At 41.4% G+C, this 25,107-nt stretch carries 26 protein-coding genes and 1 tRNA gene; 13 read left to right on the top strand and 14 right to left on the bottom strand.

Annotation, left to right across the window (positions count from 1 at the left end; genetic code table 11):
* Positions 1-438: 438 nt before the first annotated feature.
* Genes GD631_RS11555 through nusB form a run of 5 tightly spaced genes read right to left on the bottom strand, consistent with a single transcriptional unit; the run spans position 439 to position 3,820 of the window.
* The gene (locus GD631_RS11555) at positions 439-867 is read right to left on the bottom strand and encodes a DUF5606 family protein (protein ID WP_143260352.1); all 429 of its coding nucleotides are present in this window, start codon (positions 865-867) and stop codon (positions 439-441) included.
* A 24-nt stretch (positions 868-891) separates the two neighbouring features.
* Entirely contained in the window at positions 892-1,506 is a 615-nt protein-coding gene (gene coaE, locus GD631_RS11550; protein ID WP_143260351.1) for a dephospho-CoA kinase, read from the bottom strand.
* Positions 1,496-2,509, bottom strand: coding sequence for a CdaR family protein (locus GD631_RS11545; RefSeq protein WP_143260350.1), 1,014 nt, complete (start codon positions 2,507-2,509; stop codon positions 1,496-1,498). The genes coaE and GD631_RS11545 overlap by 11 nt, the downstream gene beginning before the upstream one ends.
* A gap of 21 nt (positions 2,510-2,530) precedes the next feature.
* Positions 2,531-2,854 carry a preprotein translocase subunit YajC gene (gene yajC, locus GD631_RS11540; RefSeq protein ID WP_143260349.1) on the bottom strand — a complete coding sequence of 108 codons (324 nt, stop codon included), beginning with the start codon at positions 2,852-2,854 and terminating at the stop codon, positions 2,531-2,533.
* Between the two features lie 39 nt (positions 2,855-2,893).
* The gene (nusB, locus tag GD631_RS11535; RefSeq protein ID WP_143260348.1) at positions 2,894-3,820 is read right to left on the bottom strand and encodes a transcription antitermination factor NusB; all 927 of its coding nucleotides are present in this window, start codon (positions 3,818-3,820) and stop codon (positions 2,894-2,896) included.
* Between the two features lie 168 nt (positions 3,821-3,988).
* On the opposite strand from nusB, the gene GD631_RS11530 reads away from it, so the two are divergent.
* From GD631_RS11530 to GD631_RS11515, 4 genes are all read left to right on the top strand, one after another.
* Positions 3,989-4,390 (top strand): PUR family DNA/RNA-binding protein, encoded by a 402-nt coding sequence (locus tag GD631_RS11530; protein WP_143260347.1) that lies wholly within the window; start codon positions 3,989-3,991, stop codon positions 4,388-4,390.
* Positions 4,391-4,527: 137 nt separating this feature from the next.
* Complete coding sequence (locus tag GD631_RS11525) at positions 4,528-5,118, top strand: 50S ribosomal protein L25/general stress protein Ctc (RefSeq protein ID WP_143260346.1); 591 nt, start codon at positions 4,528-4,530, stop codon at positions 5,116-5,118.
* Positions 5,119-5,254: 136 nt separating this feature from the next.
* On the top strand, positions 5,255-5,821 hold the full coding sequence (gene pth / locus GD631_RS11520) for an aminoacyl-tRNA hydrolase (protein WP_143260393.1): 567 nt from the start codon (positions 5,255-5,257) through the stop codon (positions 5,819-5,821).
* A gap of 108 nt (positions 5,822-5,929) precedes the next feature.
* Positions 5,930-6,355, top strand: coding sequence for an RNA-binding S4 domain-containing protein (locus tag GD631_RS11515; RefSeq protein WP_143260345.1), 426 nt, complete (start codon positions 5,930-5,932; stop codon positions 6,353-6,355).
* A gap of 292 nt (positions 6,356-6,647) precedes the next feature.
* Here the strand turns inward: GD631_RS11515 and GD631_RS11510 are convergent, their stop codons facing one another.
* The 6 genes from GD631_RS11510 to GD631_RS11485 all read right to left on the bottom strand — a co-directional run bounded on the left by GD631_RS11510 (position 6,648) and on the right by GD631_RS11485 (position 15,807).
* On the bottom strand, positions 6,648-7,073 hold the full coding sequence (locus GD631_RS11510; RefSeq protein WP_143260344.1) for an HIT family protein: 426 nt from the start codon (positions 7,071-7,073) through the stop codon (positions 6,648-6,650).
* A 49-nt stretch (positions 7,074-7,122) separates the two neighbouring features.
* On the bottom strand, positions 7,123-9,396 hold the full coding sequence (locus GD631_RS11505; RefSeq protein WP_143260343.1) for a monovalent cation:proton antiporter family protein: 2,274 nt from the start codon (positions 9,394-9,396) through the stop codon (positions 7,123-7,125).
* Between the two features lie 151 nt (positions 9,397-9,547).
* Positions 9,548-10,633 (bottom strand): glycine cleavage system aminomethyltransferase GcvT, encoded by a 1,086-nt coding sequence (gcvT, locus tag GD631_RS11500; RefSeq protein ID WP_143260342.1) that lies wholly within the window; start codon positions 10,631-10,633, stop codon positions 9,548-9,550.
* 63 nt (positions 10,634-10,696) lie between these two features.
* Positions 10,697-11,920, bottom strand: a complete 1,224-nt coding sequence (gene pepT, locus GD631_RS11495; protein WP_143260341.1) for a peptidase T — start codon at positions 11,918-11,920, stop codon at positions 10,697-10,699.
* 153 nt (positions 11,921-12,073) lie between these two features.
* Complete coding sequence (locus GD631_RS11490; RefSeq protein WP_143260340.1) at positions 12,074-13,483, bottom strand: amidophosphoribosyltransferase; 1,410 nt, start codon at positions 13,481-13,483, stop codon at positions 12,074-12,076.
* A 164-nt stretch (positions 13,484-13,647) separates the two neighbouring features.
* On the bottom strand, positions 13,648-15,807 hold the full coding sequence (locus GD631_RS11485) for a glycoside hydrolase family 97 protein (protein ID WP_143260339.1): 2,160 nt from the start codon (positions 15,805-15,807) through the stop codon (positions 13,648-13,650).
* A gap of 269 nt (positions 15,808-16,076) precedes the next feature.
* Between GD631_RS11485 and GD631_RS11480 the strand changes: the two genes are divergently transcribed.
* The 5 genes from GD631_RS11480 to eno all read left to right on the top strand — a co-directional run bounded on the left by GD631_RS11480 (position 16,077) and on the right by eno (position 20,209).
* Complete coding sequence (locus GD631_RS11480; RefSeq protein WP_143260338.1) at positions 16,077-16,910, top strand: M23 family metallopeptidase; 834 nt, start codon at positions 16,077-16,079, stop codon at positions 16,908-16,910.
* Positions 16,911-16,920: 10 nt separating this feature from the next.
* Positions 16,921-17,697, top strand: coding sequence for a hypothetical protein (locus GD631_RS11475; protein ID WP_143260337.1), 777 nt, complete (start codon positions 16,921-16,923; stop codon positions 17,695-17,697).
* 18 nt (positions 17,698-17,715) lie between these two features.
* The gene (gene crcB, locus GD631_RS11470) at positions 17,716-18,090 is read left to right on the top strand and encodes a fluoride efflux transporter CrcB (RefSeq protein ID WP_118194696.1); all 375 of its coding nucleotides are present in this window, start codon (positions 17,716-17,718) and stop codon (positions 18,088-18,090) included.
* Positions 18,087-18,749: a pentapeptide repeat-containing protein gene (locus GD631_RS11465; protein WP_143260336.1), complete on the top strand. Its 663-nt coding sequence runs from the start codon at positions 18,087-18,089 to the stop codon at positions 18,747-18,749. The genes crcB and GD631_RS11465 overlap by 4 nt, the downstream gene beginning before the upstream one ends.
* 179 nt (positions 18,750-18,928) lie before the next feature.
* Positions 18,929-20,209, top strand: a complete 1,281-nt coding sequence (gene eno, locus GD631_RS11460; RefSeq protein ID WP_143260335.1) for a phosphopyruvate hydratase — start codon at positions 18,929-18,931, stop codon at positions 20,207-20,209.
* Between the two features lie 127 nt (positions 20,210-20,336).
* Here the strand turns inward: eno and GD631_RS11455 are convergent, their stop codons facing one another.
* The 3 genes from GD631_RS11455 to GD631_RS11445 form a co-directional block, all read right to left on the bottom strand.
* Complete coding sequence (locus GD631_RS11455; RefSeq protein ID WP_425321961.1) at positions 20,337-21,320, bottom strand: ISAon1 family transposase; 984 nt, start codon at positions 21,318-21,320, stop codon at positions 20,337-20,339.
* Positions 21,316-21,663, bottom strand: a complete 348-nt coding sequence (locus GD631_RS11450; RefSeq protein ID WP_143260734.1) for an ISAon1 family transposase N-terminal region protein — start codon at positions 21,661-21,663, stop codon at positions 21,316-21,318. Before GD631_RS11450 ends, GD631_RS11455 begins: the two co-directional genes overlap by 5 nt.
* A gap of 180 nt (positions 21,664-21,843) precedes the next feature.
* Positions 21,844-21,917 (bottom strand) — tRNA-Thr (locus tag GD631_RS11445).
* Between the two features lie 308 nt (positions 21,918-22,225).
* Between GD631_RS11445 and GD631_RS11440 the strand changes: the two genes are divergently transcribed.
* From GD631_RS11440 to GD631_RS11425, 4 genes are read left to right on the top strand one after another with little or no spacing between them, the layout of a single operon-like run.
* The gene (locus GD631_RS11440) at positions 22,226-22,783 is read left to right on the top strand and encodes a DUF4199 domain-containing protein (protein WP_143258465.1); all 558 of its coding nucleotides are present in this window, start codon (positions 22,226-22,228) and stop codon (positions 22,781-22,783) included.
* A 32-nt stretch (positions 22,784-22,815) separates the two neighbouring features.
* Positions 22,816-23,766: a glycosyltransferase family 2 protein gene (locus GD631_RS11435; RefSeq protein ID WP_143258463.1), complete on the top strand. Its 951-nt coding sequence runs from the start codon at positions 22,816-22,818 to the stop codon at positions 23,764-23,766.
* Positions 23,767-23,787: 21 nt separating this feature from the next.
* The gene (locus tag GD631_RS11430) at positions 23,788-24,372 is read left to right on the top strand and encodes a DUF6452 family protein (protein WP_143258461.1); all 585 of its coding nucleotides are present in this window, start codon (positions 23,788-23,790) and stop codon (positions 24,370-24,372) included.
* Positions 24,356-25,105: a DUF6048 family protein gene (locus tag GD631_RS11425; protein ID WP_185911445.1), complete on the top strand. Its 750-nt coding sequence runs from the start codon at positions 24,356-24,358 to the stop codon at positions 25,103-25,105. The genes GD631_RS11430 and GD631_RS11425 overlap by 17 nt, the downstream gene beginning before the upstream one ends.
* Positions 25,106-25,107: the final 2 nt, after the last annotated feature.

Genomic DNA, 25,107 nt, shown 5'->3' with positions numbered 1-25,107 from the left:
TAAAAAAGCGTGGGAACTTACTACACAATTATCATCCCCCTCAACGCCTTAGACATCTACCAACTAAATTATGCTACACACAACCAATGTTCAATGCCATATATTTACATATGTGGCAGAGCACGAGCGTTTGAACATTATTCCTAAGTAGTCTCAAATATTGTCTAGGTCTCAAGTCTTGAATAATATCTTTATAACGCTTTTGTTCTTTATTTCTATCACCATTCACACCAATATTCCCAAGAATGGCGAACAGCCACAAAGATACATAAAAAGCATCATTATTTACAATATAAGTAGAAGATATTTATTTTAATAAAACATTACCCAAATAATACTAATTTTTTCTTGAACTCACAAGTGTTTATACAAAAAAAACATGATAACCATCCTAAATGATTATCATGTTTGCTATTTCGATTGAATAAACGATACAGATTATTCTGCAGCTGCTTCTTCCTGAACTTCTCCTTCCGGTTTGAATTCTGTAATTCCATTAGAGATCAAGATGTTATACCAAGCAACCAATTTCTTGATATCGGCTACGTATACACGTTCACGATCAAAGTTAGGTAATACCTCAGCCAAGTATTCACGCAATTGTTCGGGAGTAGCTTTTTTCGGATCAATAGAAGCCTGCGCTGATTTTTCTTTCTCTTTTATTGACTCCAGCACATCATACAAAGGAACTTCTGCATCGTCCGTGTACATTGCTATATCTGCCAAAGAGATAATTTTTTCATTACCATAAGCGGGGAAACGTTTCTTTTCTGCATTGACTGATTCAACAATCAACATATTTTTTCCTTGCGAAATAAGTTTGTATAATCCCGGTTTACCTGAGATAGACAAGATAGTCTTCAACATAGTATATATCTTTTTATTTATTAATTATTTTTTTGCGGAGCAAAGGTAATGATTATTTTTAGATAGCAAAGAAATAAGCTTCAAAACCTGTGGAATTAACGGTGTTTCATCATCATTTACTATCACGAAATCGGCATGCCCTCTCTTAACTTCATCACTCATTTGAGCTTCAATACGCTTCATCACCAGTTCTCTTGACGAACAATCCCGCTTTACAGCACGTCCCACTCTCACTTCCAGCGGTGCATATACCATAACCAGAAAATCAACTTCATTCTTAAAACCAGCTTCTACAAGTATAGCAGACTCCATACCCACCAACTGTTCGCTTTCCAACCGGGCAGCCCATTGGCGAAAATCTTCTTTCACTTGCGGATGAATAATCGCATTCACTTTCTGCACGCGATCCGGATGACCGAACATATAGGATGCCAATAGAGGACGATTCAACTCTCCACTCTGAAACATATCCTGACCAACCAGGTCACAAAGCCCCCGGCGAATCACCGGATCTGTCTGTGTGATGCGCTTTGCTTCTATATCTGATATATAGACAGATATTCCCATTATTCCGAGTAGTCTGGAAACAACACTTTTTCCACTACCAATGCCACCGGTTATGCCAATTTTAATCGCCATTAGAAGTAATTTGTTCTATCAGGAAGTCCACTTGCTCGGGAACAATACGTATCTGATTTATTCCACTTGGAACCGACTTCAATTTAACCGTATATTTATCAGAGCCAAGCTTCAGCAATTCTTCATAAGAGATATTGATGATAAAATCGCTTGCTTTTATACTGCGGAACCGTTTTAACCCCACTTGAAAAGTAATCTGAACTTTGGAAGGAAAAGTACGCAACACCTTATCTGCCGGAAAATTAACTCCATGTAATGGCACTTCGACCGTTTTCTCCGTATAAATATCCACCGGGAAAGTCATTTCTACCGAAGCCGGAACAAACTTCACTCCTCTTTCCGAAGTCAGCGGAATTCGTCGCCGGGTTGTATCGGATATATTCTCCAAAGTTATATTTTGAATATATGCAGTTGTGATAGTATCCAAAATTCCTTCCGGAGCATAAACCAATACAGAGTCCGGATTACAAATTGTATCTGATACATAATATTGAAGTCCAGCCGTGACTTTTCCCTGAAAACGAACAGGAACCAGCTTGGACTTTCCTTCGGAATAGATATATTCTAATGTATCAGGCTTGATCGATAGAATTTTGGAGGACACATTCAGTTGGCTTAATATTTTTTTCTCAAAATCGGAAGCATAAATCTTCACATGATTATCTTTTCCTTTATAATCAAGAAAACCTAGATTGACTGGAAAGAAACTCTTCCCCAACATATAATTGAGAAGCACTGTTCCTTTATCTTTCACTCTGACACGAAGTTCGGAAGGAGGTTCCGAAGTCAACACTACATTGTTAGGAAGATCTTTCATTCGCACCGGAATAGAAAACTCCGCTTCATAGTCATTATTAAGCGTCTGAAGCAACCAGAATCCACCGGCTATCAAGAAGAAAAATAAAAAAATTAAGAACTCTCTGCTCTTATCACTGAGCAGAAAATCCTTAATTCTCTTAGATAGTTTTAAATATGTATATTTTACATTCCTACGATCAAACATAGGCATTTATTTACCAACTATTTATTTAGATTGATTGCTAGCCGCTGAAGCATCAGCGAATATAGAATTCTTGTCTATTTTAATCTTTACATTAGAAGCAATCTCAAGTACTATATAGTCGTCAGTAATTTCCTTGATTGTTCCATGGATACCACCTGCAGTAATCACATTCTGATTTACCTGAAGAGATTTACGGAAATTAGCTATTTCTTTTTGCTTCTTATTTTGAGGACGGATCATAAAGAAATACATGATAACAAACATAGCTACCAGCATGATCCACATCATACTTCCACCTCCGGCAGCACTGGCAGGAGCTTGCAATAATACAGTCAATACGTTCATAAATAATCTGTTTTAGTTTCTACTATATGGACAAAGGTATCAGTTTTTAGTCAACTTACCTTCTTTTTTTAATTGATTAACTATTCCATCCAGCGTGCCGTTGATAAAGCTACCGCTTTTAGCGGTGCTATATAACTTTGCAATCTCTACATATTCATTTAACGAAACACTGACCGGAATGTTCGGGAAACTAAGAATTTCTGCTAATGCAGTCTGCATAATGATTACATCCATAAATGCGATACGGTCCAGATCCCAGTTTTTTGTATTCTCACTAACCAAATGACGGTAATAGTCAGAATTCAAAATAGTACGACGGAACAGACGACGTGCAAACTCCTGATCTTCGTCATCCTTAAATTCCGGAAGCAGTTCCTGGTTGGCGCCCTTCTTTTCATCAAAGCGTTTGATTGTTTTCAAGACGAATGTGTCCACAATTTCTTTATCATCATTCCAATACAAACTCTGGTCTTCCAATACCTGGTCGAGAGAATCATTATTAAAGATGTATGTCTTATAGATTTTTCTCCACAATTCACGATCAGCCTCATATGAGTTGTCATCAGAAGCCATATAATCTTTATAGATATCGGTTTCTACAATTTTCTCATAAAGCTCTTTGATAAAGTCCTGGTCGTTTGTCCAGGTTCTTTTCTGATTAGCTATAAAATCGACCAATTGCTTATTGACTTCCAATTGAGCAATAAACTTGTTATCTACGAATTTCCTATTAGGATACAATTCCTCTTTCGTAGGTGCCAATTTAGCTTTTGCCGTATCGATACGTTTTTGTGCATACTCTGTCAATGCTATCATCAGCATTAACAAATAGTTGTAAAGGTCATACGCCTTTGAAAGACTAAAGAATAACTCTTTCTCCGCTGAGTCTAGATTTTTGCTGCCATTCTGATAATAGGCATATACTATCTGTATAATCTTAAGACGAATAAGAACTCTGTTGATCATAATTCAAATTAATACTGTTGTTATCGAACTGCAAAAGTAGATATTTTTAATGAGTTTCCACTAATAAATCACATTTTTTAATGCAGTATTTGATTCTCTGCGCTTTTTCTTTTGACAGTTTAAAAAAAATATCCAATTTTGAAGCCGATTATAAACGGACCGAAAGATATGGAAGATTTAAAAAAGAAAATGAGCGCAGACATGAATGATAAGGAGATCGTATTCTCCAAGTCCATTAAAGCAGGTAAACGCATCTATTACCTCGACGTAAAAAAGAATCGTAAAGATGAAATGTTCCTGGCTATTACAGAGAGCAAAAAAGTGATAACGGGAGAAGGTGATGATTCTCAAGTTAGTTTCGAGAAACACAAAATCTTCCTATACAGGGAGGACTTTCAGAAGTTTATGGCAGGACTCGAAGAAGCAGTCAATTTCATTGAGTGCAACGACGCGAACGAATATATTGCCCGCCTGAATATCGAAGCTGATGAAGAAAGTGAACGGAAAGCAATCGAAGAAGCTCAGGAAAACAAATTGGAGAGCGAAATTAAGATTGATATTGACTTTTAAGAAAGTAACTCTTTGATATTTCAAAAAAAAGATGTACTTTTGCACCGCTTTTTTGCAACATCGTGTGATAATCCACATCGTGTGATGGTGAATTAAGCAAACTAACTTAATTTAGAGTAACACAATTTTTTAAAGAAATGAAATCAATTGAAGTAAAAGGAACTGCAAGAACAATTGCAGAACGCTCTTCTGAACAAGCAAGAGCTTTGAAAGAAATTCGTAAGAATGGTGGTGTACCTTGTGTACTTTACGGAGGTAATGAAGTAGTTCACTTCACAGTGACTAACGAAGGACTTCGTAACTTGGTTTACACTCCGCACATCTACGTTGTAGACCTGATTATCGATGGCAAAAAAGTAAACGCTATCCTGAAAGATATTCAGTTCCACCCGGTAAAAGATACTATCCTGCACGTTGACTTCTACCAAATCGATGAAGCTAAACCTATCGTAATGGAAGTTCCTGTACAGTTGGAAGGTCTTGCAGAAGGTGTGAAAGCCGGTGGTAAACTTGCACTGCAAATGCGTAAGATCAAAGTGAAAGCTTTGTACAATGTAATTCCTGAAAAGTTGATCGTTAACGTTTCTCACCTGGGATTGGGTAAGACTGTTAAAGTTGGCGAACTGAGCTTCGAAGGTCTTGAACTGATCAGTGCTAAAGAAGCCGTTGTATGTGCTGTTAAGTTGACTCGTGCAGCAAGAGGTGCAGCAGCCGCCGCTGGTAAGTAATTGAGATTATCCCTGTAAAGAGATATACTTCAAACGCAGATTAATGCAGATTAAAGCAGATGTTCAGTCTGCATTAATTTGTATTAATCTGCGTTTCTCTTTCTATATTAATGAACTGTTTTACGGAAAAACGATGATAAAATACTTAGTTGTCGGACTGGGAAACATTGGTCCCGAATATCATGAAACCCGACATAATATCGGATTCATGGCAGTAGAAGCATTGGCCAGAATCAATAACGCTCCTCCTTTTATGGATGGACGATATGGATTCACTACCAGCTTTTCTATCAAAGGACGCCAGTTAATTCTGCTTAAGCCATCAACTTTTATGAACCTGAGCGGACTGGCCGTTCGCTATTGGATGCAGAAAGAAAATATTCCATTGGAAAATGTACTGATCATAGTAGATGATCTGGCTCTTCCCTTTGGTACTTTACGCCTAAAAGGAAAAGGGAGTGATGCAGGGCATAATGGGTTGAAGCATATCGCCGCTACTTTGGGTACTCAAAACTATGCCCGACTGCGGTTTGGTATCGGAAATGATTTTCCACGTGGCGGACAGGTTGATTATGTACTCGGACACTTCACTGACGAAGATTGGAAAACAATGGATGAAAGACTGGAGATGGCAGGAGAAATTATAAAAAGTTTCTGCCTCGCCGGCATTGACATCACGATGAACCAGTTCAATAAAAAATAATGGACTAGTCCTATAAAAATAAAGATAGCAATGAACGGTTAGCGATAAATGACAACGTCAACTGAGATACTAACCAACGAATTACTTATCACTAAATAACTAACTAAAATGGCCGAAGCAAGAATAGATAAATGGATGTGGGCTGTCCGCATCTTCAAAACACGTACGATTGCAGCAGAAGCCTGCAAAAAAGGACGAATTACCATCAACGGTTCTCTGGTCAAAGCTGCCCGCATGATAAAACCGGGAGACGTTATTCAAGTGAAGAAACCGCCTATCACCTACTCATTCAAGGTATTACAAACTATTGAAAAACGTGTAGGTGCCAAGCTCGTATCGGAAATGATGGAAAACGTAACTACTCCCGATCAATATGAGCTGCTTGAAATGAGTAAAATCAGCGGATTCGTAGATCGTGCACGTGGAACCGGACGCCCGACCAAGAAAGATCGCCGGGAACTGGAAGAATTTACAACCCCGGAATTCATGGATGATTTTGACTTTGATTTCGATTTTGAAGAAGAGGATAAATAACGGAAAATACATCACAGATTCAACAATGAACGGTGAACAAGCCTGCGGATATAGCATAGTTTGTTCACCGTTCATCATTGTTTTTAAACACTAATAATACGCCGGCCACACACAACTCTACACTGGACTTCCGGCTACAATTTTGGTTATAAAACAGACTCTTCCCCGTATGCAATTATACATGGAAGGGACTGTTTCTTTTTGACTGCTAAGATAGTAATCTTACCATTGGACGTTATACAAATATGATATAAAGAGAAAATAGAATTCAAGATGAACTCCATATTTCTATTTATAGATTTGCTTTAACAGCATCAATCAATTCCTGATATTCTGCGTCAGTCAGATAAACCTTTCCCGGGTTCATTTGGAATATACCTCCATAATCAGGTCCATCCACATATTTAGGCGCTAAATGAAAATGCAGATGAGACAATTTATCTGAGTAAGCACCATAATTAATCTTTTCCGGTTGGAAAGCTTTTTGCATGGCACGAGTGACACGCGCTACATCTGCCATAAAAGCATTACGGTCTTCATCACTCAATTCATTTAAATCGTTCACATGTTCTTTGTAAGCAACAAGACAACGTCCACGATATGTTTGTTCTTTAAACAGGAACACACGTGACACACTCAATTGCGCAATCTCAATCATCAGATTATGCAACGTTTCATTGTTCTGGCAATACAGACATTCTTTCGGATCACTCTTCATGATATTATTATTTTAAGTTTTTATCGTTGCAAAAATAAGTATTCCATTCTTATCCGGCTTGCACTTTTTCGTTTTTTTGATCGACTAATTGGTACACATCCTCTTTTTCACCTACCACCCAAACAACATCACCTTCTTTGAGCGGAGCATTTACATCGGGAACCATCAACGTGCCGTCTTCACTCTCAACGCCCGCTATCATGCAATGATATTTGTCGCGAATGCCCGATTCACGAATCGTTTTACCCAGAAAAACAGAATCACTGTCAATAATAAACTGCTTCAAAGCCATTTCACTTTTTTCATAGACCTCCCAGTCTATCTTCGCTCCATTTTGCATCGCTTCATTAAAGACGTTCAATTGTTCATCTGTCCCTATCACCTGTATCTTATCCATTGGGAATAACCGGACAGAACCGCCCGGAATATTAATACGCCTCTTTCCGCGAAGGATAGAAGCCACATGAACTCCAAACTTCTTTCCCAGATTCAGCTCCATCAATGTCTTTCCTGCCCAGCAGGATTCACCCGGAATTTCCATATCAGCAAGATGTAAATCATGTGACAACAAACGCCCGGCATATTCCGGTTTTTTCTCTCCCAAATACTCTGCACGTACATCTCTGGAACGAAGATTCTGAAAAAAGCGACGTTCAATCAATATCGATTGCCTCTTCAGGCGGCGAGACCATACCATCAGCAAAACAACAAGTACGGCCACGCCAATAATCAACCCAATAGACGCCTTAAATAATCCGGAAATAACAAAGATGACAAAAAGTGCTGCTATCATAATACGAATCACGATTGTTGATACCAGCGGCGCACGGTTGGCACGACTATCATGCCATAAAGTCATAAATTCGACCGAATGGTTTTTCTTCACCATAATGGCACGCAAGAAAGGAGCGATACACAGAATGATAAATACTGCTCCTAATAACGATGCCCAGAAGTGAGGCAGATTCTCTTTAAAGAATGGCACGACAAAACGAAAAGAGAGTGCAACAATCGATATACTGACAATTGAATAAACGATTGTAATACGTGCCATTGACAAGATTAGCTTCTTCCACAAATTCTCGTGATTAAGTGCAGTTTGCGAACCGGAGGAGTAACGCATCATCATTTTTTTCCATGATTCCGGAAGATGCGCATCTACAAAAGTAGAAGCCGGCTCGGCAAGACGAATCATATAAGGAGTCAGGAAAGTAGTAATGACAGAGACTGCTACTACTATCGGATACAGAAAATCACTCGTTACATGCAAGGAGACTCCCAAAGAAGCAATAATAAATGCAAATTCACCAATCTGCGTTAAACTAAAGCCACATTGCATAGCTGTCTTTAACGGTTTCCCGGAGAGTATAACACCAAAAGTTCCAAAAACTGACTGCCCCAAAATGACAGCCAAAGTAATTACTATAATAGGAATAGCATATTCTACAATCATTGCCGGCTCTACCATCATGCCGACCGATACGAAAAAGATAGCTCCGAAAAGATCCTTAACAGGCTTCACCAGCCGATCTATGGATTCCGCTTCAATCGTTTCCGCCAAAATAGAGCCCATAATAAATGCACCAAATGCAGCAGAGAAACCTGTATGAGCTGCCATCACTACCATACCAAAGCAAAGTGCCAACGACACAATAAGCAAAGTCTCCTCTCCCATCAATTTCCGGCAGCGCTTTAAGAATTCAGGAATCAGATAAATGCCGACAACAAACCACAGGATAAGGAAAAACAATAATTTACCGATACTTTCCAACATTTCGGTCCCTTCAAAATTATGGCTGACCGCCATAGTGGAAAGCATTACCATTAATACAATGGCTAAAATATCTTCCAAAATCAAAATGCTTAACACCAATCCCGTAAACTGCTTCTTCCTTAATCCCAAATCATCAAAAGCTTTATAAATAATAGTAGTAGACGACATCGCAATCATACCACCCAAAAACAGACTGTCCATCCGGTGCCAGCCAAAGCCCATACCGACCCCTATACCCAACAAAATCATACAAAAAATGATGGTACAGGCAGCTATGACGGCAGAACCACCCACCTTGACAATCTTCTTAAAACTAAATTCCAAACCAAGAGCAAACAGTAAGAAAATGACACCAATATCTGCCCATGTCTTAATATTGGCAGTATCCATCACTGAAGGAGTATACGGCATATGCGGACTTGCCAGGAATCCGGCAACTACATATCCCAAGACCAGAGGTTGCTTCAACTTCTTAAACAACAAAGTCATAACACCGGCACAGATCAATATCAGTGCAAGGTCAGCTATAAGAGTAGGTAATTGAGACATTATTTCATCGTATTTGATGACAAAATTATATTATTTCTATGGAATAAACAACATATCTATAGATATGTTTTACAATAACCACCATAAAATAAGTTAGCCCCGGATAGAGTCGAGACTTATCCGGGGCTATACACAACAACAAGCTTATTTCTTATTTTCTAAAAGGAGGCTTCACTACCACGGCTTTCAATTTTCGGCCACGCATATCAATACAGATTTCTGTGCCCACCTTACTATATTCCGGCTTTACATATCCCATACCGATACCAATCTTACGAGTAGGCGACATTGTACCGGAAGTAACCACTCCCACTTGCTCGCCTTCAGCATTCACCAATTCATAACCGTGGCGGGGAATCCCGCGGTCAATCATTTCAAAACCAACCAATTTACGGGTAACACCTTCCGTTTTCTGCTTTTCCAGCAGCGGACGGTTGATAAAATCCTTACCTTCCACAAACTTAGTAATCCAGCCCAGGCCGGCTTCTATCGGAGAAGTAGTATCATCCAAGTCATTACCATACAAACAGAAGCCCATTTCCAATCGAAGTGTATCACGAGCTCCCAAACCGATAGGTTTAATACCGAATTCCTCACCAGCTTCAAAAACGGCTTTCCATATATTATCAGCAGCAGACGGATAGAAATAGAGTTCGAAGCCGCCCGCACCGGTATACCCCGTATTGGAGATTATCACGTTCTCTTCACCTGCAAACGTTCCAACTTTAAATGTATAATATGGAATAGAAGCAAGATCAATGTCCGTCAACTTTTGCAGAGCCAGAATAGCCTTCGGACCCTGTATAGCGAGTTGAGCTATGTTGTCCGAAGAGTTTTCCAACTCAGCTCCCTCCGTATTGTGAGAAACACACCAGTTCCAGTCTTTTTCCATATTGGCAGCGTTAACTACCAGCATGTATTTTTCCGGTTCATACTGATATACCAGCAAATCATCTACAATACCTCCCTCTTCATTTGGAAAACAAGTATATTGTATTTTTCCCGGAGCCAGTGCCGCCACATTATTGGAAGTTATTTTCTGCAGAAAGGCTAATGCATGTGGACCTTTCACCCAAAATTCTCCCATGTGCGACACATCAAATACACCGACACTTTGACAAACAGTCAGGTGTTCATCAATGATACCAGAGTACTCAATAGGCATATTATAACCTGCAAACTCGTGCATTTTAGCACCGAGTATGATATGTTTCTCTGTAAACGGAGTGGTTTTCATTATTTTAAAGTATTAAGATTAATCAAATATTAAATTTTAAGTATTACTGGTGCTTACTACTTTTTATTTGGAAGCTACCAGTTCAGCTATTTTCACGATAACCTTCATGGCTTTTTCCATGTTCTGGATAGGCACGAATTCATAACGTCCGTGGAAATTCAGACCACCGGCAAAGATATTCGGACAAGGCAATCCTTTGAAAGAAAGCTGCGCACCATCCGTACCTCCACGAATCGGTTTTACGTTCGGCTTTACACCAACAGCTTCCATAGCTGCGAAAGCAGTATCAATGATATGCATTACCGGTTCTATTTTCTCACGCATATTATAATACTGGTCGCGCAGTTCGAGCGTCACTGTACCAGCTCCATGTTCAGCGTTCATTTGAGCTACCAGACGTTCCATCTCTTTTTTGCGGTTCTCAAATTTTGCACGGTCATGATCGCGGATGATATAAGACACAGTACTTTGCTCCACATCCCCCTGAATACCGATCAAATGATAAAATCCTTCATAGCCGGTCGTATGTTCCGGCCTTTCCTGTGAGGGAAGCATCATGATAAACTGATTGGCAAGATAGATAGAGTTAATCATCTTATTCTTGGCATATCCCGGATGCACATTACGTCCTTTAAAGGTTACTTTTGCGGCAGCGGCATTAAAGTTTTCAAATTCCAACTCCCCTACTTCACCTCCATCCATCGTATATCCCCATTCGCAACCGAATTTCTCTACATCGAATTTATGAGCACCTTCACCGATTTCTTCGTCAGGATTAAAACCAATACGGATTTTACCGTGCTTGATTTCAGGATGTTCCTTCAGATAAACCACCGCAGATACAATTTCCGCAATACCGGCTTTGTCATCGGCACCGAGCAACGTCTTTCCGTTGGTTACAATCAAGTCTTCCCCCTTATGATCCAACAATTCCGGGAATTGCGATGGAGAAAGAATCACATTCTCTTCAGCACAAAGCACAATATCCGAGCCATCATACTTTTCCACAATCCGCGGAGTGACATCTTTACCACTCATATCAGGACTTGTATCCATGTGGGCAATAAATCCGATAGTGGGTACTTCTTTATCTATATTGGCCGGAAGTGTAGCAAAAAGATAGCCATGCTCATCCAAAGCAATATCTTCCAATCCCAAAGATTCCAACTCCTTTTTCAAGTATTCAGCAAAAATCATCTGCTTCGGAGTACTTGGAGTAAGCCCAGTCGATTCATCAGATTGTGTATCGAAGCTTACATACTTTAAAAATCTGTCTACTAAAGTCATATTGTTTTAATTACAAGTTACTAATTACAATTTACAAATTGATAGTTTATAGTGCCGTAAAGGTAAAAAAAGAGCCGTGAATTACAAAGCAATTCACGGCTCTTTTTTATTGTATACTTTTATCCGGATATTTAAATATCCTATTTTACTGCTTTAAAAGTGGCTGCTGCCATCAAAACAATGTGTACATACTTTGCATTTAGGTAATCCGATAGCCTCAATCAACGTTTCCAGCGTGTTAAACTTCAATGAACTAAGTCCGAAACGCTCGGCAATAATACTAACCATCTTTTCGTATTCCGGAGAACCGGTAGTGGCATATTTCTCCAAATTCTTATTTTCATCACCTTCCAGTTCCTTGATAATGCGGCGGGTTATCAACTCCAATGCATTTTTGGAAGCCGAGAAACCGACAAACGGACAAGCGTAAATCAATGGCGGACAAGCGATACGCATGTGTACCTCCTTTGCTCCATAATCATACAGAATCTTCACGTTATCACGCAATTGAGTTCCCCGCACAATAGAATCGTCACAGAACAACAAACGTTTATTTTGCAACATTGCACGGTTTGGAATCAGCTTCATCTTGGCTACCAGCGAACGCATCTCCTGATTGCTGGGAGTAAAGCTGCGGGGCCACGTTGGTGTATATTTCGAGATAGCACGATGATAGGGAACTCCCTTTCCTTCGGCATATCCTAAAGCCATACCCACTCCCGAATCAGGAATACCACAGGCACAGTCTACTTCCGATTCATCAGTCTGCCCCATTTTCAATCCGCTGGTGAAACGCACTTCTTCCACATTCTTTCCTTCATAGCAAGAAGTCGGGAAACCGTAGTACACCCACAGGAACGAGCAAATTTGCATATCCTCATTGGGTTTGCGAAGCTGGTCGATGTGATCGTCATACATGCGGACAATCTCGCCGGGACCTAAATATCGCTCAATCTCATAATCCAGATTCGGGAAGCTGGACGATTCGCTCGTCGCAGCATAAGCACCGTCTTTCTTTCCAATCACTACCGGAGTACGTCCCCAACGGTCACGGGCAGCGATAATGCTACCATCTTCCGTCAGGAGCAGCATAGAGCAAGAACCTTTAATGTGATTAAACACATTTTCGATACCCTCAGCAAAGGTTCTACCTTGTATAATAAGTAATGCGATAAGCTCCGTCTGATTGGTATTGCTCGAACTAAGTTCGGCGAAGTGCATGTTTTGACTGAGAAGTTCTTCTTCCAATTCCTGGATATTGACTATTTTAGCGACTGTGACAATGGCGAAGCGCCCGAGATGAGAATTGATGATGATAGGTTGTGCGTCTGTGTCGCTAATGATGCCGATGCCGGCGTTTCCTTTAAATTTGTCTAGTTCTCCTTCAAATTTGGTTCGGAAATAAGTACTTTCCAAATTGTGAATAGAGCGGATAAACCCTTTTTCCTCACTGTATGTTGCGAGTCCTCCTCGCTTGGTACCCAGATGTGAGTTATAATCTGTGCCATAGAATAAATCAGTCACGCAACTAGTTTTCGAGACTGTTCCGAAAAAACCTCCCATGTTGTTCTCTTTATTGATGATGTTTTAAAAAAGATGGCGCAAAAGTACAAAAAAGAATTCGTCCTATAAAAAAAGTACTCCGCAAAGTTTTAGTTTTCTTTGCGAAGCACAACTAATATTTATTAAAAAACGAGGAATCCGTAAACAATCTTTTTACCTGAATCTTATTTCCATTTCCTGATTGTTTTCAAATCGGCGGGAGTTGCTTCTATCAGACTTACCGCAAATCCTCCGCTGCGTGCCAGCTTTACAGACATCTTATTCTTGTTTGTCACCAATCCTTTTTTTATCTGATAAGAGGTCGGATTCTTTTCAAAGTCCGCATCTTTTCCGTCAGCATAAAGAGTGGCTACATATTGTTTTCCCGGTTCGAGAAAATCAAGTGCAAAAGTAGAGGTACGGGGATTTTCATCGGTAATGCCGCCTACAAACCAGTTATCAGTGCCTTTTGCTTTACGGGCAACCGTGATAAAATCGCCCGGTTCTGCTTCCAGATATTTGCTGTCATCCCAATCAACAGCTACCTCTTTGATGAATTGAAAGGCATCCATGTGGCGTTCGTAACTTTCCGGAAGGTCGGCTGCCATTTGCAAAGGACTGTACATAGTTACATAAAGCGCTAATTGTTTAGCCAAAGTAGTACGTACAAAGCTGTGATCGCCCGACAGGAAAGAAAGTTTGGTATCAAAAATACCCGGCGTATAATCCATCGGTCCGCCAATCAGACGGGTGAAAGGAAGCAAAGTGGTATGGAACGGTTTGTTGCCTGCAAAAGCTTCATATTCCGTGCCACGAGCCGATTCGTTACCAATCAGATTCGGGTAGGTACGGCATAATCCTGTGGGACGGGTTGCTTCGTGAGCATTTACACATATCTTATATTCGGCTGCTTTTTCTACCGCATATAAATAATGATTATTCATCCACTGTCCGTAATGATGTTCTCCACGAGGAATAATGTTACCTACATATCCACTCTTCACTGCATTATACCCGTTATCTATCATAAACTGATATGCTTTATCAAGATGACGTTCGTAGTTACGTACAGAAGCAGAAGTTTCGTGATGCATCATCAGCTTCACCCCTTTTTCCTTAGCATACGCATTGAGCATTTTCACGTCAAAATCAGGATACGGAGTGACGAAATCAAAGACATAATCCTTCGAATTTCCAAACCAGTCTTCCCAACCTTCATTCCAGCCTTCCACCAATATCTGGTCAAATCCATGTTCTGAAGCAAAATCGATATAACGTTTCACTTTATCATTGTTGGCCGAATGGCGTCCATTTGGCTTCGTTTGGGAATAATCCGTCTGTCCAAGTTTCACCGAATAAACATCATCCGTATACGACCAAGAACCTTTTCCGGTAATCATTTCCCACCACACTCCGATATATTTCACCGGCTTAATCCAGGAAACATCTTCATAAGCGCAAGGCTCATTCAGATTCAAAGTCAATTTGGAAGCCAGAATATCACGGGCATCATCACTTACAATCACCGTACGCCAGGGTGAATGGCAGGGAGTCTGCATATACCCCTTATCCCCTTTCGCATCAGGAGTCAGCCATGATTCAAAAATCAGGTTCTGATCGTCCAGATTCAGATGCATACAAGAATAGTCGATCAAAGCGGCTTCATGCAGATTGATATACAATCCGTCAGCCGTTTTCATTTGCAGGGAAGTTTGTACACCTGTCGGAGAGAAAGGTGTTTGAGAAGCATTTCCAGTGATTGCCCCTTGCAATAATCCGCGAATTTCTGAAAGTTTGGATTCGGTATAGTCATATTCCTGTGTATCATAATCGCCGGGAATCCAGAAGGCCGTATGATCGCCAGCCATAGCAAATTGGGAATGTTCTTCTTTGATAACGAAGTAATTCAGATTTTTCTGCTGTGGAAATTCATAACGAAATCCCAAACCATCATTATAAAGACGAAAACAAATAATCAGATTACGCTCTTGTGCCTTTTGATTCAAGGTGACAGCCATTTCATTATAATGGTTGCGGATGGATTTCACCTCTCCCCACACAGGTTGCCATGTTTCGTCAAAAGTAGCAGTTTTTGTATCGATCAGCGTGAATCCGTTCATCAGTCCCGAATCATTCTTTAATTCCAATCCCAGTTTCGAAGGTTTAATTACTTCTTTTCCTTTATAAGAGAGTTCGTACACCGGTTCTCCTTGCGTATTGACAGAGAAATTAAGTTTTAATTGTCCGTCAGGAGAAGTGATACTTTCGGCTTTAGCTGATGTGCCGAAGAAAAAAGAGAGCAACAAGCAAAGCCCTATTGCGGTTCCTATTTTCATGTTCTTCATGATATAAATGAGTTAGTTAATAATCGTATGGCAAAGATAGACCGGAAATCCAAGTAGTGTTTTCCTTTATAAAGAAAATATAGAGGAATACAAAATCAAAAACGGGATAAACGTTTAAGAATAAAGCAGATAATAAATCCAAAGGCTGAGAAAAATATAGTGTCTATGGTGAATAAATTAAAAGGATTAAATATGAATATTGCATAATCTTTCTATATTTGCAGATTATTATCTCAATCACATCAATAAACATTTTACTATTTAGAAGTATGACACAACACCTTAAATTCATCTCCCTGTTGATTTTCACACTGTCCGCCAGCTATACTTCCGCCCAGTCTATACGAAAGTTAATGGAACGCCCCTATGGTATCATCGAATCAAAATGGGAAAAAGACGCACAGGGAGCTACGGAACTCAATTATTATAACGAAGACTATTGTGACTATTACCTGTATCGGGCCAATGACCGTTCTTATAATTTAAGTCACGGGAAAAACACTGTATTCAAAATAGAGAAAAACGCACAGGTCGACAATCCGTTTAAAAGCGCTTCTTCTTATATGTTCTACCGCGGCAGGTTTCCTAAAGATTTCAATATTCAGACAGCATACGCTTTGCCAGTAAAAGACAATCAAAAGACAGCTTGGAAAACCGATCCGCGCGAACCGTTCAAGACATTGAACTTTCACATCAAACAGGGTGACACCATCTATGCTACCCGCAGCGGGATTGCCTGTAAAACAACAAATCCGCGACAGTTGCTCATCTATCATCCCGATCAGACTTTTGCCGCTTACTTGGTGATGAGCGAGAATTTTATCGAACCGGGTGAAGAAATACAAGTTGGGCAAGCCATCGGAAAAGCCGGCCCCACAGGTGCTTCCATCTCTTTCTTCTTTTTAGATGAGAATAAATTCAAGGGAGGATTATCTTCCGGATATCCTTACTCTCACTTTGTACCCGTATTCCGCACATCAGAAGGAGACGTGAAACCGGAAGAGAAAACAATCTATCAGGCCGTGATTGACCATGCCCTTATCATGCAGGACATGAATAAACGCGACAAAAAGAAATATATGAAACAACACAACCTGAAATAACAGACGTATCATGCGCATATTTTTCCTTTTCTTCCCGGTCTTCTTTTTCTGCAGTCTGCTACGTGCGCAAACCGTAAAAGTGGAATATGGCGGCGATCCACTTCCCGACAAAGACCGGCAGAAAATTGAACAGTTCCTTCAATATGAGGTTAATTTCTATTCACAATTCGGACTGCCCGATACGCTTAGTCTTCAACTATATGTATTTGAAACTAAAAGAGCGGCAATGGATTACTTAGAAAGCATAAACGTGTCTTTACCTATTAAGGCAAGCGGCATGTATTCGCCCAAACATCAAAAGGCAATCATTCTGGGACGGGAGAAAGGACGGGAAAGAAGTCTTGCCGTCATCTATCACGAACTTAGTCATCACTTTGTTTCACAGATTCTCGGCAAACGTCCTCCAAGCTGGCTCAATGAAGGGTTGTCGGAATACTTCGAGCATTGCACCATTGGCAAAAAAGGAGTGCGCCACACGTTTACCGAATACGAACAAGGGAGGGTCCGGACGATGTACATGCTGGGAGAAGTAAACCTACCTACATTTTTAAATAGTAGCCAAGGCAAATTCATGAAGCAGCAAATGACGGACGAGCAATACTCTTACATTCTTTCGCATGCGCTCGTTACATTCTGGATAGAGAGCGTTCCCCGGGAGATTTTGAAAAAGTTCATATCCGCTCTGCAAAACAAAAATGATTCGTCAACCGTTTCTGAACAAATAAGCCTCGTTTATCCCGGAGGTTTCGAGCAATTCGAAAAGGATTTCGAAGCCGCCTACAAATAATATCAACCTTTCAATCAAATGAGTAAAGAAATTATCTATATCTTTATCGGTGGAGGCACAGGCAGTGCATTGCGTTATCTCATTCAGTTGTTAATGCACGAACGGATTGTCCCCTACCATTTTCCATGGGCTACTTTCACCGTCAATCTCCTCGGTAGTTTTCTTATCGGCCTGTTTTATGCTCTTTCAGAACGATTTCATCTTCCACTCGAAGCCCGTTTGTTTCTGACAACAGGTATATGCGGAGGATTCACCACTTTCTCCACATTCTCCAACGACGGTGTAGCTCTATTGAAAGGAGAATTTTACGGAGCATTTATTCTATATACATTAATAAGTATAGGTATAGGATTGGCCGCTGTGGTAGCCGGCGGATATGTGGGAAAGGCATGATGAAAAGAAACCCAATCAAACCCGTCCGAGTAGTTCCTCCCATGATGGAGGAACAGGAAGTCAGCACGACTCCCCTGCGGGAATGGCTCGACAGAGAAGAAACCGTCTCTCATCTTTTATTCTGCAAAGGAAAAGAAGAAGGCATCGACAAATCTTATAAAAGTTTCAAGAACTGCACTTTCCAAAATCAGACATTCAGCGAATGTAAATTCCGTTCTTCCCAACTGACGGATGTCAGGTTCGAAAACTGTGATTTATCCAACATCTCTTTCGCTGAAAGTTCCCTCTACCGGGTAGAATTCATTTCCTGCAAACTATTGGGTACCAATTTATCTGAAACAACAATGAATCATGTCCTGCTGCACGACTGCAACGCCGGTTACATCAACCTCGCCATGAGTAAAATGAATCAGGTACGTTTCGCACACAGCCTGCTCCGCAACGGGACTCTAAACGACTGTCGTTTTTCATCTGTCGCTTTTGACGGTTGCGACCTTGTAGAAGCCGATTTCTCACATGCTTCGCTCCGCGGAATAGATTTGCGCACTTCCCGCATCAGCGGAATCACGCTTAACATCAGCGATCTGAAAGGGGCCATCATCACCTCCTTGCAGGCTATGGATTTGCTTCCACTGTTAGGGGTTATTATCGAAGATTAAAATCCTGCAAATTCACCCCGCCACACTCAAACAAAAAACATCGTCCCATTGTTATAGTATAAGGTCGGACTAACGACATATAGGGAATAGGTTCAAAAAGAATACCTATTTATAGTGATTTCTCACTCCCTGTCAAGTCCGTACTTTTGCAGAAATCTTATTCAAAAACAATAGAAACGATGAAAATTGAAAAAATTGTAGCTCGAGAAATTCTCGATTCAAGAGGTAATCCCACAGTAGAGGTTGACGTAGTATTGGAATCCGGCATCACAGGACGTGCATCTGTACCGTCCGGTGCTTCCACAGGTGAACATGAAGCATTGGAGCTTCGCGATGGTGATAAAAAACGCTATGGTGGAAAAGGAGTACAAAAAGCGGTTGACAATGTAAATAAAATCATCGCTCCGAAACTGGTTGGTATGTCTTCGCTCAATCAGAGAGGTATCGACTACACAATGCTGGCATTAGACGGCACTAAGACTAAATCCAATTTAGGTGCCAACGCTATTCTCGGTGTATCTCTTGCCGTAGCCAAAGCTGCCGCCAACTACTTGGATCTTCCTCTATACCGTTACATCGGTGGAACAAATACGTATGTAATGCCTGTACCGATGATGAACATCATCAACGGTGGCTCACATAGCGATGCTCCTATCGCCTTCCAGGAATTTATGATTCGTCCTGTCGGTGCTCCTTCTTTCAGAGAAGGTCTGCGGATGGGTGCTGAAGTATTCCATGCCTTGAAGAAGGTTTTGAAAGACCGTGGTCTGAGTACTGCCGTAGGTGATGAAGGAGGTTTCGCTCCGAACCTCGAAGGTACCGAAGATGCTCTGAACTCGATCCTTGCCGCTATCAAGGCCGCAGGCTACGAACCGGGCAAAGATGTAATGATCGGTATGGACTGCGCTTCTTCTGAATTCTACCACGATGGTATTTATGATTATACCAAGTTTGAAGGCGAAAAAGGCAAGAAACGTACCGCTGAAGAACAAATCAACTATCTGGAAGAACTGATTAACAAGTTCCCTATCGACTCTATCGAAGACGGTATGAGCGAAAACGACTGGGAAGGCTGGAAGAAATTAACAGAACGCATCGGTAACCGCTGCCAGTTGGTAGGTGACGACTTGTTCGTAACTAACGTAGACTTCCTTGCCATGGGTATCGAAAAAGGCTGTGCCAACTCTATCCTGATTAAAGTAAACCAAATCGGTTCGTTGACCGAAACATTGAATGCTATCGAAATGGCTCACCGTCATGGATACACCACTGTTACTTCTCACCGTTCAGGTGAAACAGAAGATGCTACTATCGCTGATATCGCAGTAGCTACTAACAGCGGACAAATCAAGACAGGTTCTTTAAGCCGCTCGGATCGTATGGCTAAATATAACCAGCTGCTCCGCATCGAAGAAGAACTCGGTGACTTGGCTGTGTATGGATACAAGAGAATCAAGTAAAAAACTAAATCTCTATAAAACTAAAAAGAGGTGTGTTAGAAAAAAGCTTTTGACACACCTCTTTTTTACGGGTCAATGTAAAAAACAGGTTGAAGTGTTAAAAAACTACCCGAGTGTGAGATTCTTTTTAGGCGCATAGCTTGGAGAGTCTGAACAGAAAGAATGGGATATCAGTAACGCCTCGGAATTGACTTCTGAATGCCTTGACTTTTGCGTTGAAAGATTCAGCGCCGGCATTGGTGGAACGGTTGACAAAGTAATTCAGGATTGTGTCATAGTGGTTGCGGAATGTTTCTGTAACAGTGCGGAATTGGCCTCCGGCCATTTTCTCCACTTTGTCGTACCATCGGGCAAGATTCAGCCGGGCAGTGTCCTTATCAACTTTTTGGTTGAATATGCGGGTGAGGTCCATGGCAAGATCATACGCGTGTTTCAGCTCGGGATAAAATTCAAAAATGATGTCGGCTCTCCATTGCTGGGACTTCGTCCATTTGGAGGCATGTTTTGTCAGAATGTATTTGGCACGTGCAAGGAGCTGTTTCCGGGTGTCGCCGTTGGCATAACGGTAAGGAACATACGGAATGCCCTCCCTGCGACAGCGTGCAATCTCTTCGTTTTCAATATCCCTTGCCATCCACCGCAGAGATATCCGCAGCTCGTCTATGGCATCGTAGTAGAGTTTATGGACATGAAAACGGTCGTTGGTCACGATGGCTTTGGGGAATGACCGACGGGCTATGAGCATCATGGATGACGAAAGGTCGAGCGTTATCTCTCTTACCGTCTTTCGTCTGGCAGAAGATATCTTCTCAAGAACTGCAATGACCGTTTCAGCCCTGGTACCACGTATCGCCGCAACAAGCGCGCCCTTCCCGCCGTGAGCGTCACGGTTGGTGACAAAGGTATAGAGCTCGCCGCAGCTGAGCGAAGACTCGTCGATGGCCAGGTTCGGACCGATGTTCTGCGGATATAGCACGTACCCATCGGCGTGACACAGCTGCTTCCACTGCCTGTAGCCACTGAAAATCTCCTTATACTGCCGCGATAGGTTGGAGCCATTTACACCGTAATGAGCACCGATTGAGCGTATGCTCTCAGGGGTGGATTCAATCCTCCTCTTTTAAAAAAGCAACGAACTCAGGGGTCAGGCGGCTGCCTTCTTCCGTCAGATCGTAGTCATAGGTAAAGATACTCCCGTCTTCCATGTCGCGCCACTTACGCCGTCGCACATGCAAGTATACCGCCTTCCCGCGAATCGGAAAATCCTGTATCACACGTTCTTCGGTAAAGCCATATTCGCGGACAGTACCCTTCTTGTAATCTTCGCGAGACATATAACCACGCTCGTCAAGCCAGTAATCCAGCCGTTCGTACGTTTCCTCGTAGTTGACAAACTCAAAGTTGGCCGTGATAATCTCCGGAAAGATTGTTTTTAATATCTGCCATTGTTTCATACCGCAAAGTTAGCAAGACTATCACATTTTAACAACCTGTTTTTTACATTGACCCTTTTTTACATTGATCTGCTACCCGCAAAAATACCTCCACTTCCATCTTCATTAGGATGGAAAAAGAAAAGCATCCAGATCAATACCTGAATGCTTTTTCTCTTGGATTTATTATACTTTTTTTTGAGCCTCTTGTCGGATTCGAACCAACGACCCCGAGATTACAAATCACGTGCTCTGGCCAACTGAGCTAAAGAGGCGGGTGGGTAAGCTATCTATATCGCGCCGCTACAACCAACTACCTTTGCTGCGATCAAGCCCTGGAGGATTCGAAGGGAGCTGGCCGTATAGGACTTACCCGTTTTGCGGTTGCAAAGGTAGACATTTTTATGTATTCTGCAATAGCTGCAGACAACTTTTTTACTAACAAAACACTAACAAGCTACGTTTCAAGCAATTAAAATCGAAAAAAAATATTCAGACAGCAACTTCCCCTGCTTTATTAACTTTAACAACCAGATTTCCCCTACCAACCGATATTATTTGTACCTTTGTGCGCAATTTATAAATGAAGATGACAGAGAACAGAAGCTATTTACAAAAATATGCCATGCATTTTGGCACGTACATGGGAATCTACTGGATATTGAAGTTCATATTATTTCCGCTGGGATTCCACATACCTTTCCTTTCGCTTTTATTTGTAATCCTGACATTATCCGTACCTTTCATCGGATATCACTACACGAAAATGTACCGGGATAAAATTTGCGGGGGAAGTATCCAATTTTCACATGCCATGCTCTTCACTATATTTATGTATATGTTTGCTTCCCTATTGGTAGCCGTGGCCCACTACGCTTATTTCCAGTTCATTGATCACGGTTTTATCGTTAACTCTTACATCCAACTATGGGACGAGTTGATGACCAACACTCCGGCTTTGATAGAAAACAAAGAAGTTATAAAAGAAACGATAGATACTGCCCGTTCACTTACTTCCATTAATATCACCATGCAACTATTGTCATGGGATGTATTCTGGGGAAGTATCCTGGCCATCCCTACCGCATTGATGGTAATGAAAAAGGCCAAACCGGAAGATGACGGACTGTCTCAATCATAATTTGTGATTCGTAAGTAATTAGTTATTAAAAAATGGATATATCAGTTGTAGTCCCATTATTCAATGAAGAAGAGTCACTACCCGAACTCTATGCTTGGATAGAACGGGTAATGCAAACCAACGGATTCTCATTCGAAGTGATTTTCGTTAATGACGGAAGTACCGACCATTCATGGGAAGTGATCGAAAAGCTTAAAGCTCAATCGGAACACGTAAAAGGTATCAAATTCCGTCGCAACTATGGTAAATCACCTGCGCTCTACTGTGGATTCGCAGAAGCGAAAGGAGACGTAGTCATAACGATGGATGCTGACCTGCAAGATAGCCCGGATGAAATCCCCGAACTCTACCGAATGATTACCAAGGATGGTTATGACCTAGTATCCGGCTGGAAGCAAAAGAGATATGATCCTATTTCGAAGACCCTGCCGACCAAGTTGTTTAATGCGACCGCCCGCAAAGTGTCGGGCATCAAAAACCTGCACGACTTCAACTGTGGTTTAAAAGCGTACCGAAAAGACGTTGTAAAGCATATCGAAGTCTATGGCGAAATGCACCGTTATATCCCGTATCTGGCAAAGAACGCCGGATTCAATAAAATCGGTGAAAAGGTGGTACACCACCAGGCGCGTAAATACGGCACAACCAAATTCGGACTAAACCGTTTCGTGAATGGGTATCTGGATTTACTCTCTCTTTGGTTCCTTTCCCGATTCGGTATCAAACCGATGCATTTCTTCGGACTGCTGGGATCATTGATGTTTCTCGTAGGAATGATTTCTGTCATCATCGTAGGTGCCAGTAAATTATATGCTATGTCCAACGGTCTCCCCTACCGACTGGTGACCGACTCTCCCTATTTCTATTTGTCACTGACGGCAATGATTATAGGTACACAATTATTCTTAGCCGGCTTCCTTGGCGAATTAATCTCCCGCAATGCACCGGAACGGAATAACTATCAGATAGAAAAGAAAATTTGATTCACATTCAATGAACTGACTATGAAGAATTTAATTCGTATCTTTCTTCTTTTGATAATCGTTGGCGGTGCTGTCAGCATACATACCTCGTGCTCGGACGAGAATGATTGCTCATTGGCAGGACGTCCGATGATGTATTGCACGATATATACCATCGATCCGGACAACCCTAATGTTGCACTAAAAGATACACTTGATTCGTTGACAATCACCGCATTAGGCACCGATTCTATCATTCTGAACAATGAGAAGAATGTGCATACCCTGATGCTACCACTACGATACACAAGTGACTCTACTGTGTTCATACTCAGATATGACCCTAAACGTAGAAAAAATGACGTCGACACATTATACATCGTACAACAAAATACGCCTTATTTCCAGTCCATGGAATGTGGATATATGATGAAACAAAATATCATCAGTGCTAAATTTGGCAAACCGGGAAGACCAGGCAATCCTCCTCCGTACGGTAATGGACAACCGGACCAGATAGATTCTCTTCATATACAAAATAAAGAAGCCAATACAAATGAAATCCAGAACTTGCAGATATTCTATAATTATCGGCCAGAACGCACATCTGATGAAACGACTGATTAGTCTGCTTCTGCTCTTTTGCATTGGACTTCCGTTGCTGGCCCAACAACAGCGCCCTACGCAAACGCCCAAAAGAGACCAGAAAAAGAAAGAGGTTGCCGAGATAGATACCATTCCGTTTTACAATGGTACGTATGTCGGTGTGGATTTATATGGCATCGGAAGCAAGCTTCTGGGAGGTGACTTTATGAGTTCCGAAGTCAGCGTAGCCGTCAACCTCAAAAACAAATTCATCCCTACCTTTGAATTTGGTATGGGAGGAACAGATACCTGGAGCGAAACAGGCATACACTATAAAAGCAAAATGGCTCCATTCTTCCGAATCGGTGTGGATTACAACACCATGGCAAAGAAGAAAGAGAAGAACAGTTACCTATATGCAGGGCTTCGTTATGCGTTCAGTTCATTCAAATATGATGTATCCACAATGCCGGCGGACGACCCTATTTGGGGAGACGCCATAGGTAACCCCAGTCTGGAAGACGATTATTGGGGAGGCAGCGTACCTTTCAGTCATTTGGGTATGAAAGGATCGGTGCAATGGCTGGAACTCGTACTAGGCGTAAAAGTCCGTATTTACAAAAACTTCAACATGGGGTGGTCCGTACGCATGAAATACAAGATAAAAGCATCTACCGGTGAATACGGAGAACCATGGTACGTGCCCGGCTACGGAAAGTTTAAATCAAACAACATGGGAATCACTTATTCCCTTATTTACAAATTGCCTCTTTAGAA

Origin of the sequence: Bacteroides luhongzhouii (assembly GCF_009193295.2) — a bacterium.
Taxonomy (GTDB): Bacteria; Bacteroidota; Bacteroidia; order Bacteroidales; family Bacteroidaceae; genus Bacteroides; species Bacteroides luhongzhouii.
This window is presented reverse-complemented; position numbering and strand designations above follow the sequence as displayed.

What these genes read in the sequence shown, in the direction of transcription:
- GD631_RS11510 (WP_143260344.1), bottom strand. Translation starts at nt 7,073, where the DNA reads ATGAAGAGTGATCCGAAAGAATGTCTGTATTGCCAGAACAATGAAACG.
- GD631_RS11485 (WP_143260339.1), bottom strand. Translation starts at nt 15,807, where the DNA reads ATGAAGAACATGAAAATAGGAACCGCAATAGGGCTTTGCTTGTTGCTC.
- GD631_RS11505 (WP_143260343.1), bottom strand. Translation starts at nt 9,396, where the DNA reads ATGTCTCAATTACCTACTCTTATAGCTGACCTTGCACTGATATTGATC.
- GD631_RS11440 (WP_143258465.1), top strand. Translation starts at nt 22,226, where the DNA reads ATGAAGATGACAGAGAACAGAAGCTATTTACAAAAATATGCCATGCAT.
- coaE (WP_143260351.1), bottom strand. Translation starts at nt 1,506, where the DNA reads ATGGCGATTAAAATTGGCATAACCGGTGGCATTGGTAGTGGAAAAAGT.
- nusB (WP_143260348.1), bottom strand. Translation starts at nt 3,820, where the DNA reads ATGATCAACAGAGTTCTTATTCGTCTTAAGATTATACAGATAGTATAT.
- eno (WP_143260335.1), top strand. Translation starts at nt 18,929, where the DNA reads ATGAAAATTGAAAAAATTGTAGCTCGAGAAATTCTCGATTCAAGAGGT.
- GD631_RS11525 (WP_143260346.1), top strand. Translation starts at nt 4,528, where the DNA reads ATGAAATCAATTGAAGTAAAAGGAACTGCAAGAACAATTGCAGAACGC.
- gcvT (WP_143260342.1), bottom strand. Translation starts at nt 10,633, where the DNA reads ATGAAAACCACTCCGTTTACAGAGAAACATATCATACTCGGTGCTAAA.
- crcB (WP_118194696.1), top strand. Translation starts at nt 17,716, where the DNA reads ATGAGTAAAGAAATTATCTATATCTTTATCGGTGGAGGCACAGGCAGT.
- GD631_RS11480 (WP_143260338.1), top strand. Translation starts at nt 16,077, where the DNA reads ATGACACAACACCTTAAATTCATCTCCCTGTTGATTTTCACACTGTCC.
- GD631_RS11435 (WP_143258463.1), top strand. Translation starts at nt 22,816, where the DNA reads ATGGATATATCAGTTGTAGTCCCATTATTCAATGAAGAAGAGTCACTA.
- GD631_RS11555 (WP_143260352.1), bottom strand. Translation starts at nt 867, where the DNA reads ATGTTGAAGACTATCTTGTCTATCTCAGGTAAACCGGGATTATACAAA.
- GD631_RS11450 (WP_143260734.1), bottom strand. Translation starts at nt 21,663, where the DNA reads ATGAAACAATGGCAGATATTAAAAACAATCTTTCCGGAGATTATCACG.
- GD631_RS11490 (WP_143260340.1), bottom strand. Translation starts at nt 13,483, where the DNA reads ATGGGAGGTTTTTTCGGAACAGTCTCGAAAACTAGTTGCGTGACTGAT.
- GD631_RS11425 (WP_185911445.1), top strand. Translation starts at nt 24,356, where the DNA reads ATGAAACGACTGATTAGTCTGCTTCTGCTCTTTTGCATTGGACTTCCG.
- GD631_RS11545 (WP_143260350.1), bottom strand. Translation starts at nt 2,509, where the DNA reads ATGTTTGATCGTAGGAATGTAAAATATACATATTTAAAACTATCTAAG.
- GD631_RS11430 (WP_143258461.1), top strand. Translation starts at nt 23,788, where the DNA reads ATGAAGAATTTAATTCGTATCTTTCTTCTTTTGATAATCGTTGGCGGT.
- GD631_RS11475 (WP_143260337.1), top strand. Translation starts at nt 16,921, where the DNA reads ATGCGCATATTTTTCCTTTTCTTCCCGGTCTTCTTTTTCTGCAGTCTG.
- pepT (WP_143260341.1), bottom strand. Translation starts at nt 11,920, where the DNA reads ATGACTTTAGTAGACAGATTTTTAAAGTATGTAAGCTTCGATACACAA.
- GD631_RS11515 (WP_143260345.1), top strand. Translation starts at nt 5,930, where the DNA reads ATGGCCGAAGCAAGAATAGATAAATGGATGTGGGCTGTCCGCATCTTC.
- GD631_RS11530 (WP_143260347.1), top strand. Translation starts at nt 3,989, where the DNA reads ATGGAAGATTTAAAAAAGAAAATGAGCGCAGACATGAATGATAAGGAG.
- yajC (WP_143260349.1), bottom strand. Translation starts at nt 2,854, where the DNA reads ATGAACGTATTGACTGTATTATTGCAAGCTCCTGCCAGTGCTGCCGGA.
- GD631_RS11465 (WP_143260336.1), top strand. Translation starts at nt 18,087, where the DNA reads ATGATGAAAAGAAACCCAATCAAACCCGTCCGAGTAGTTCCTCCCATG.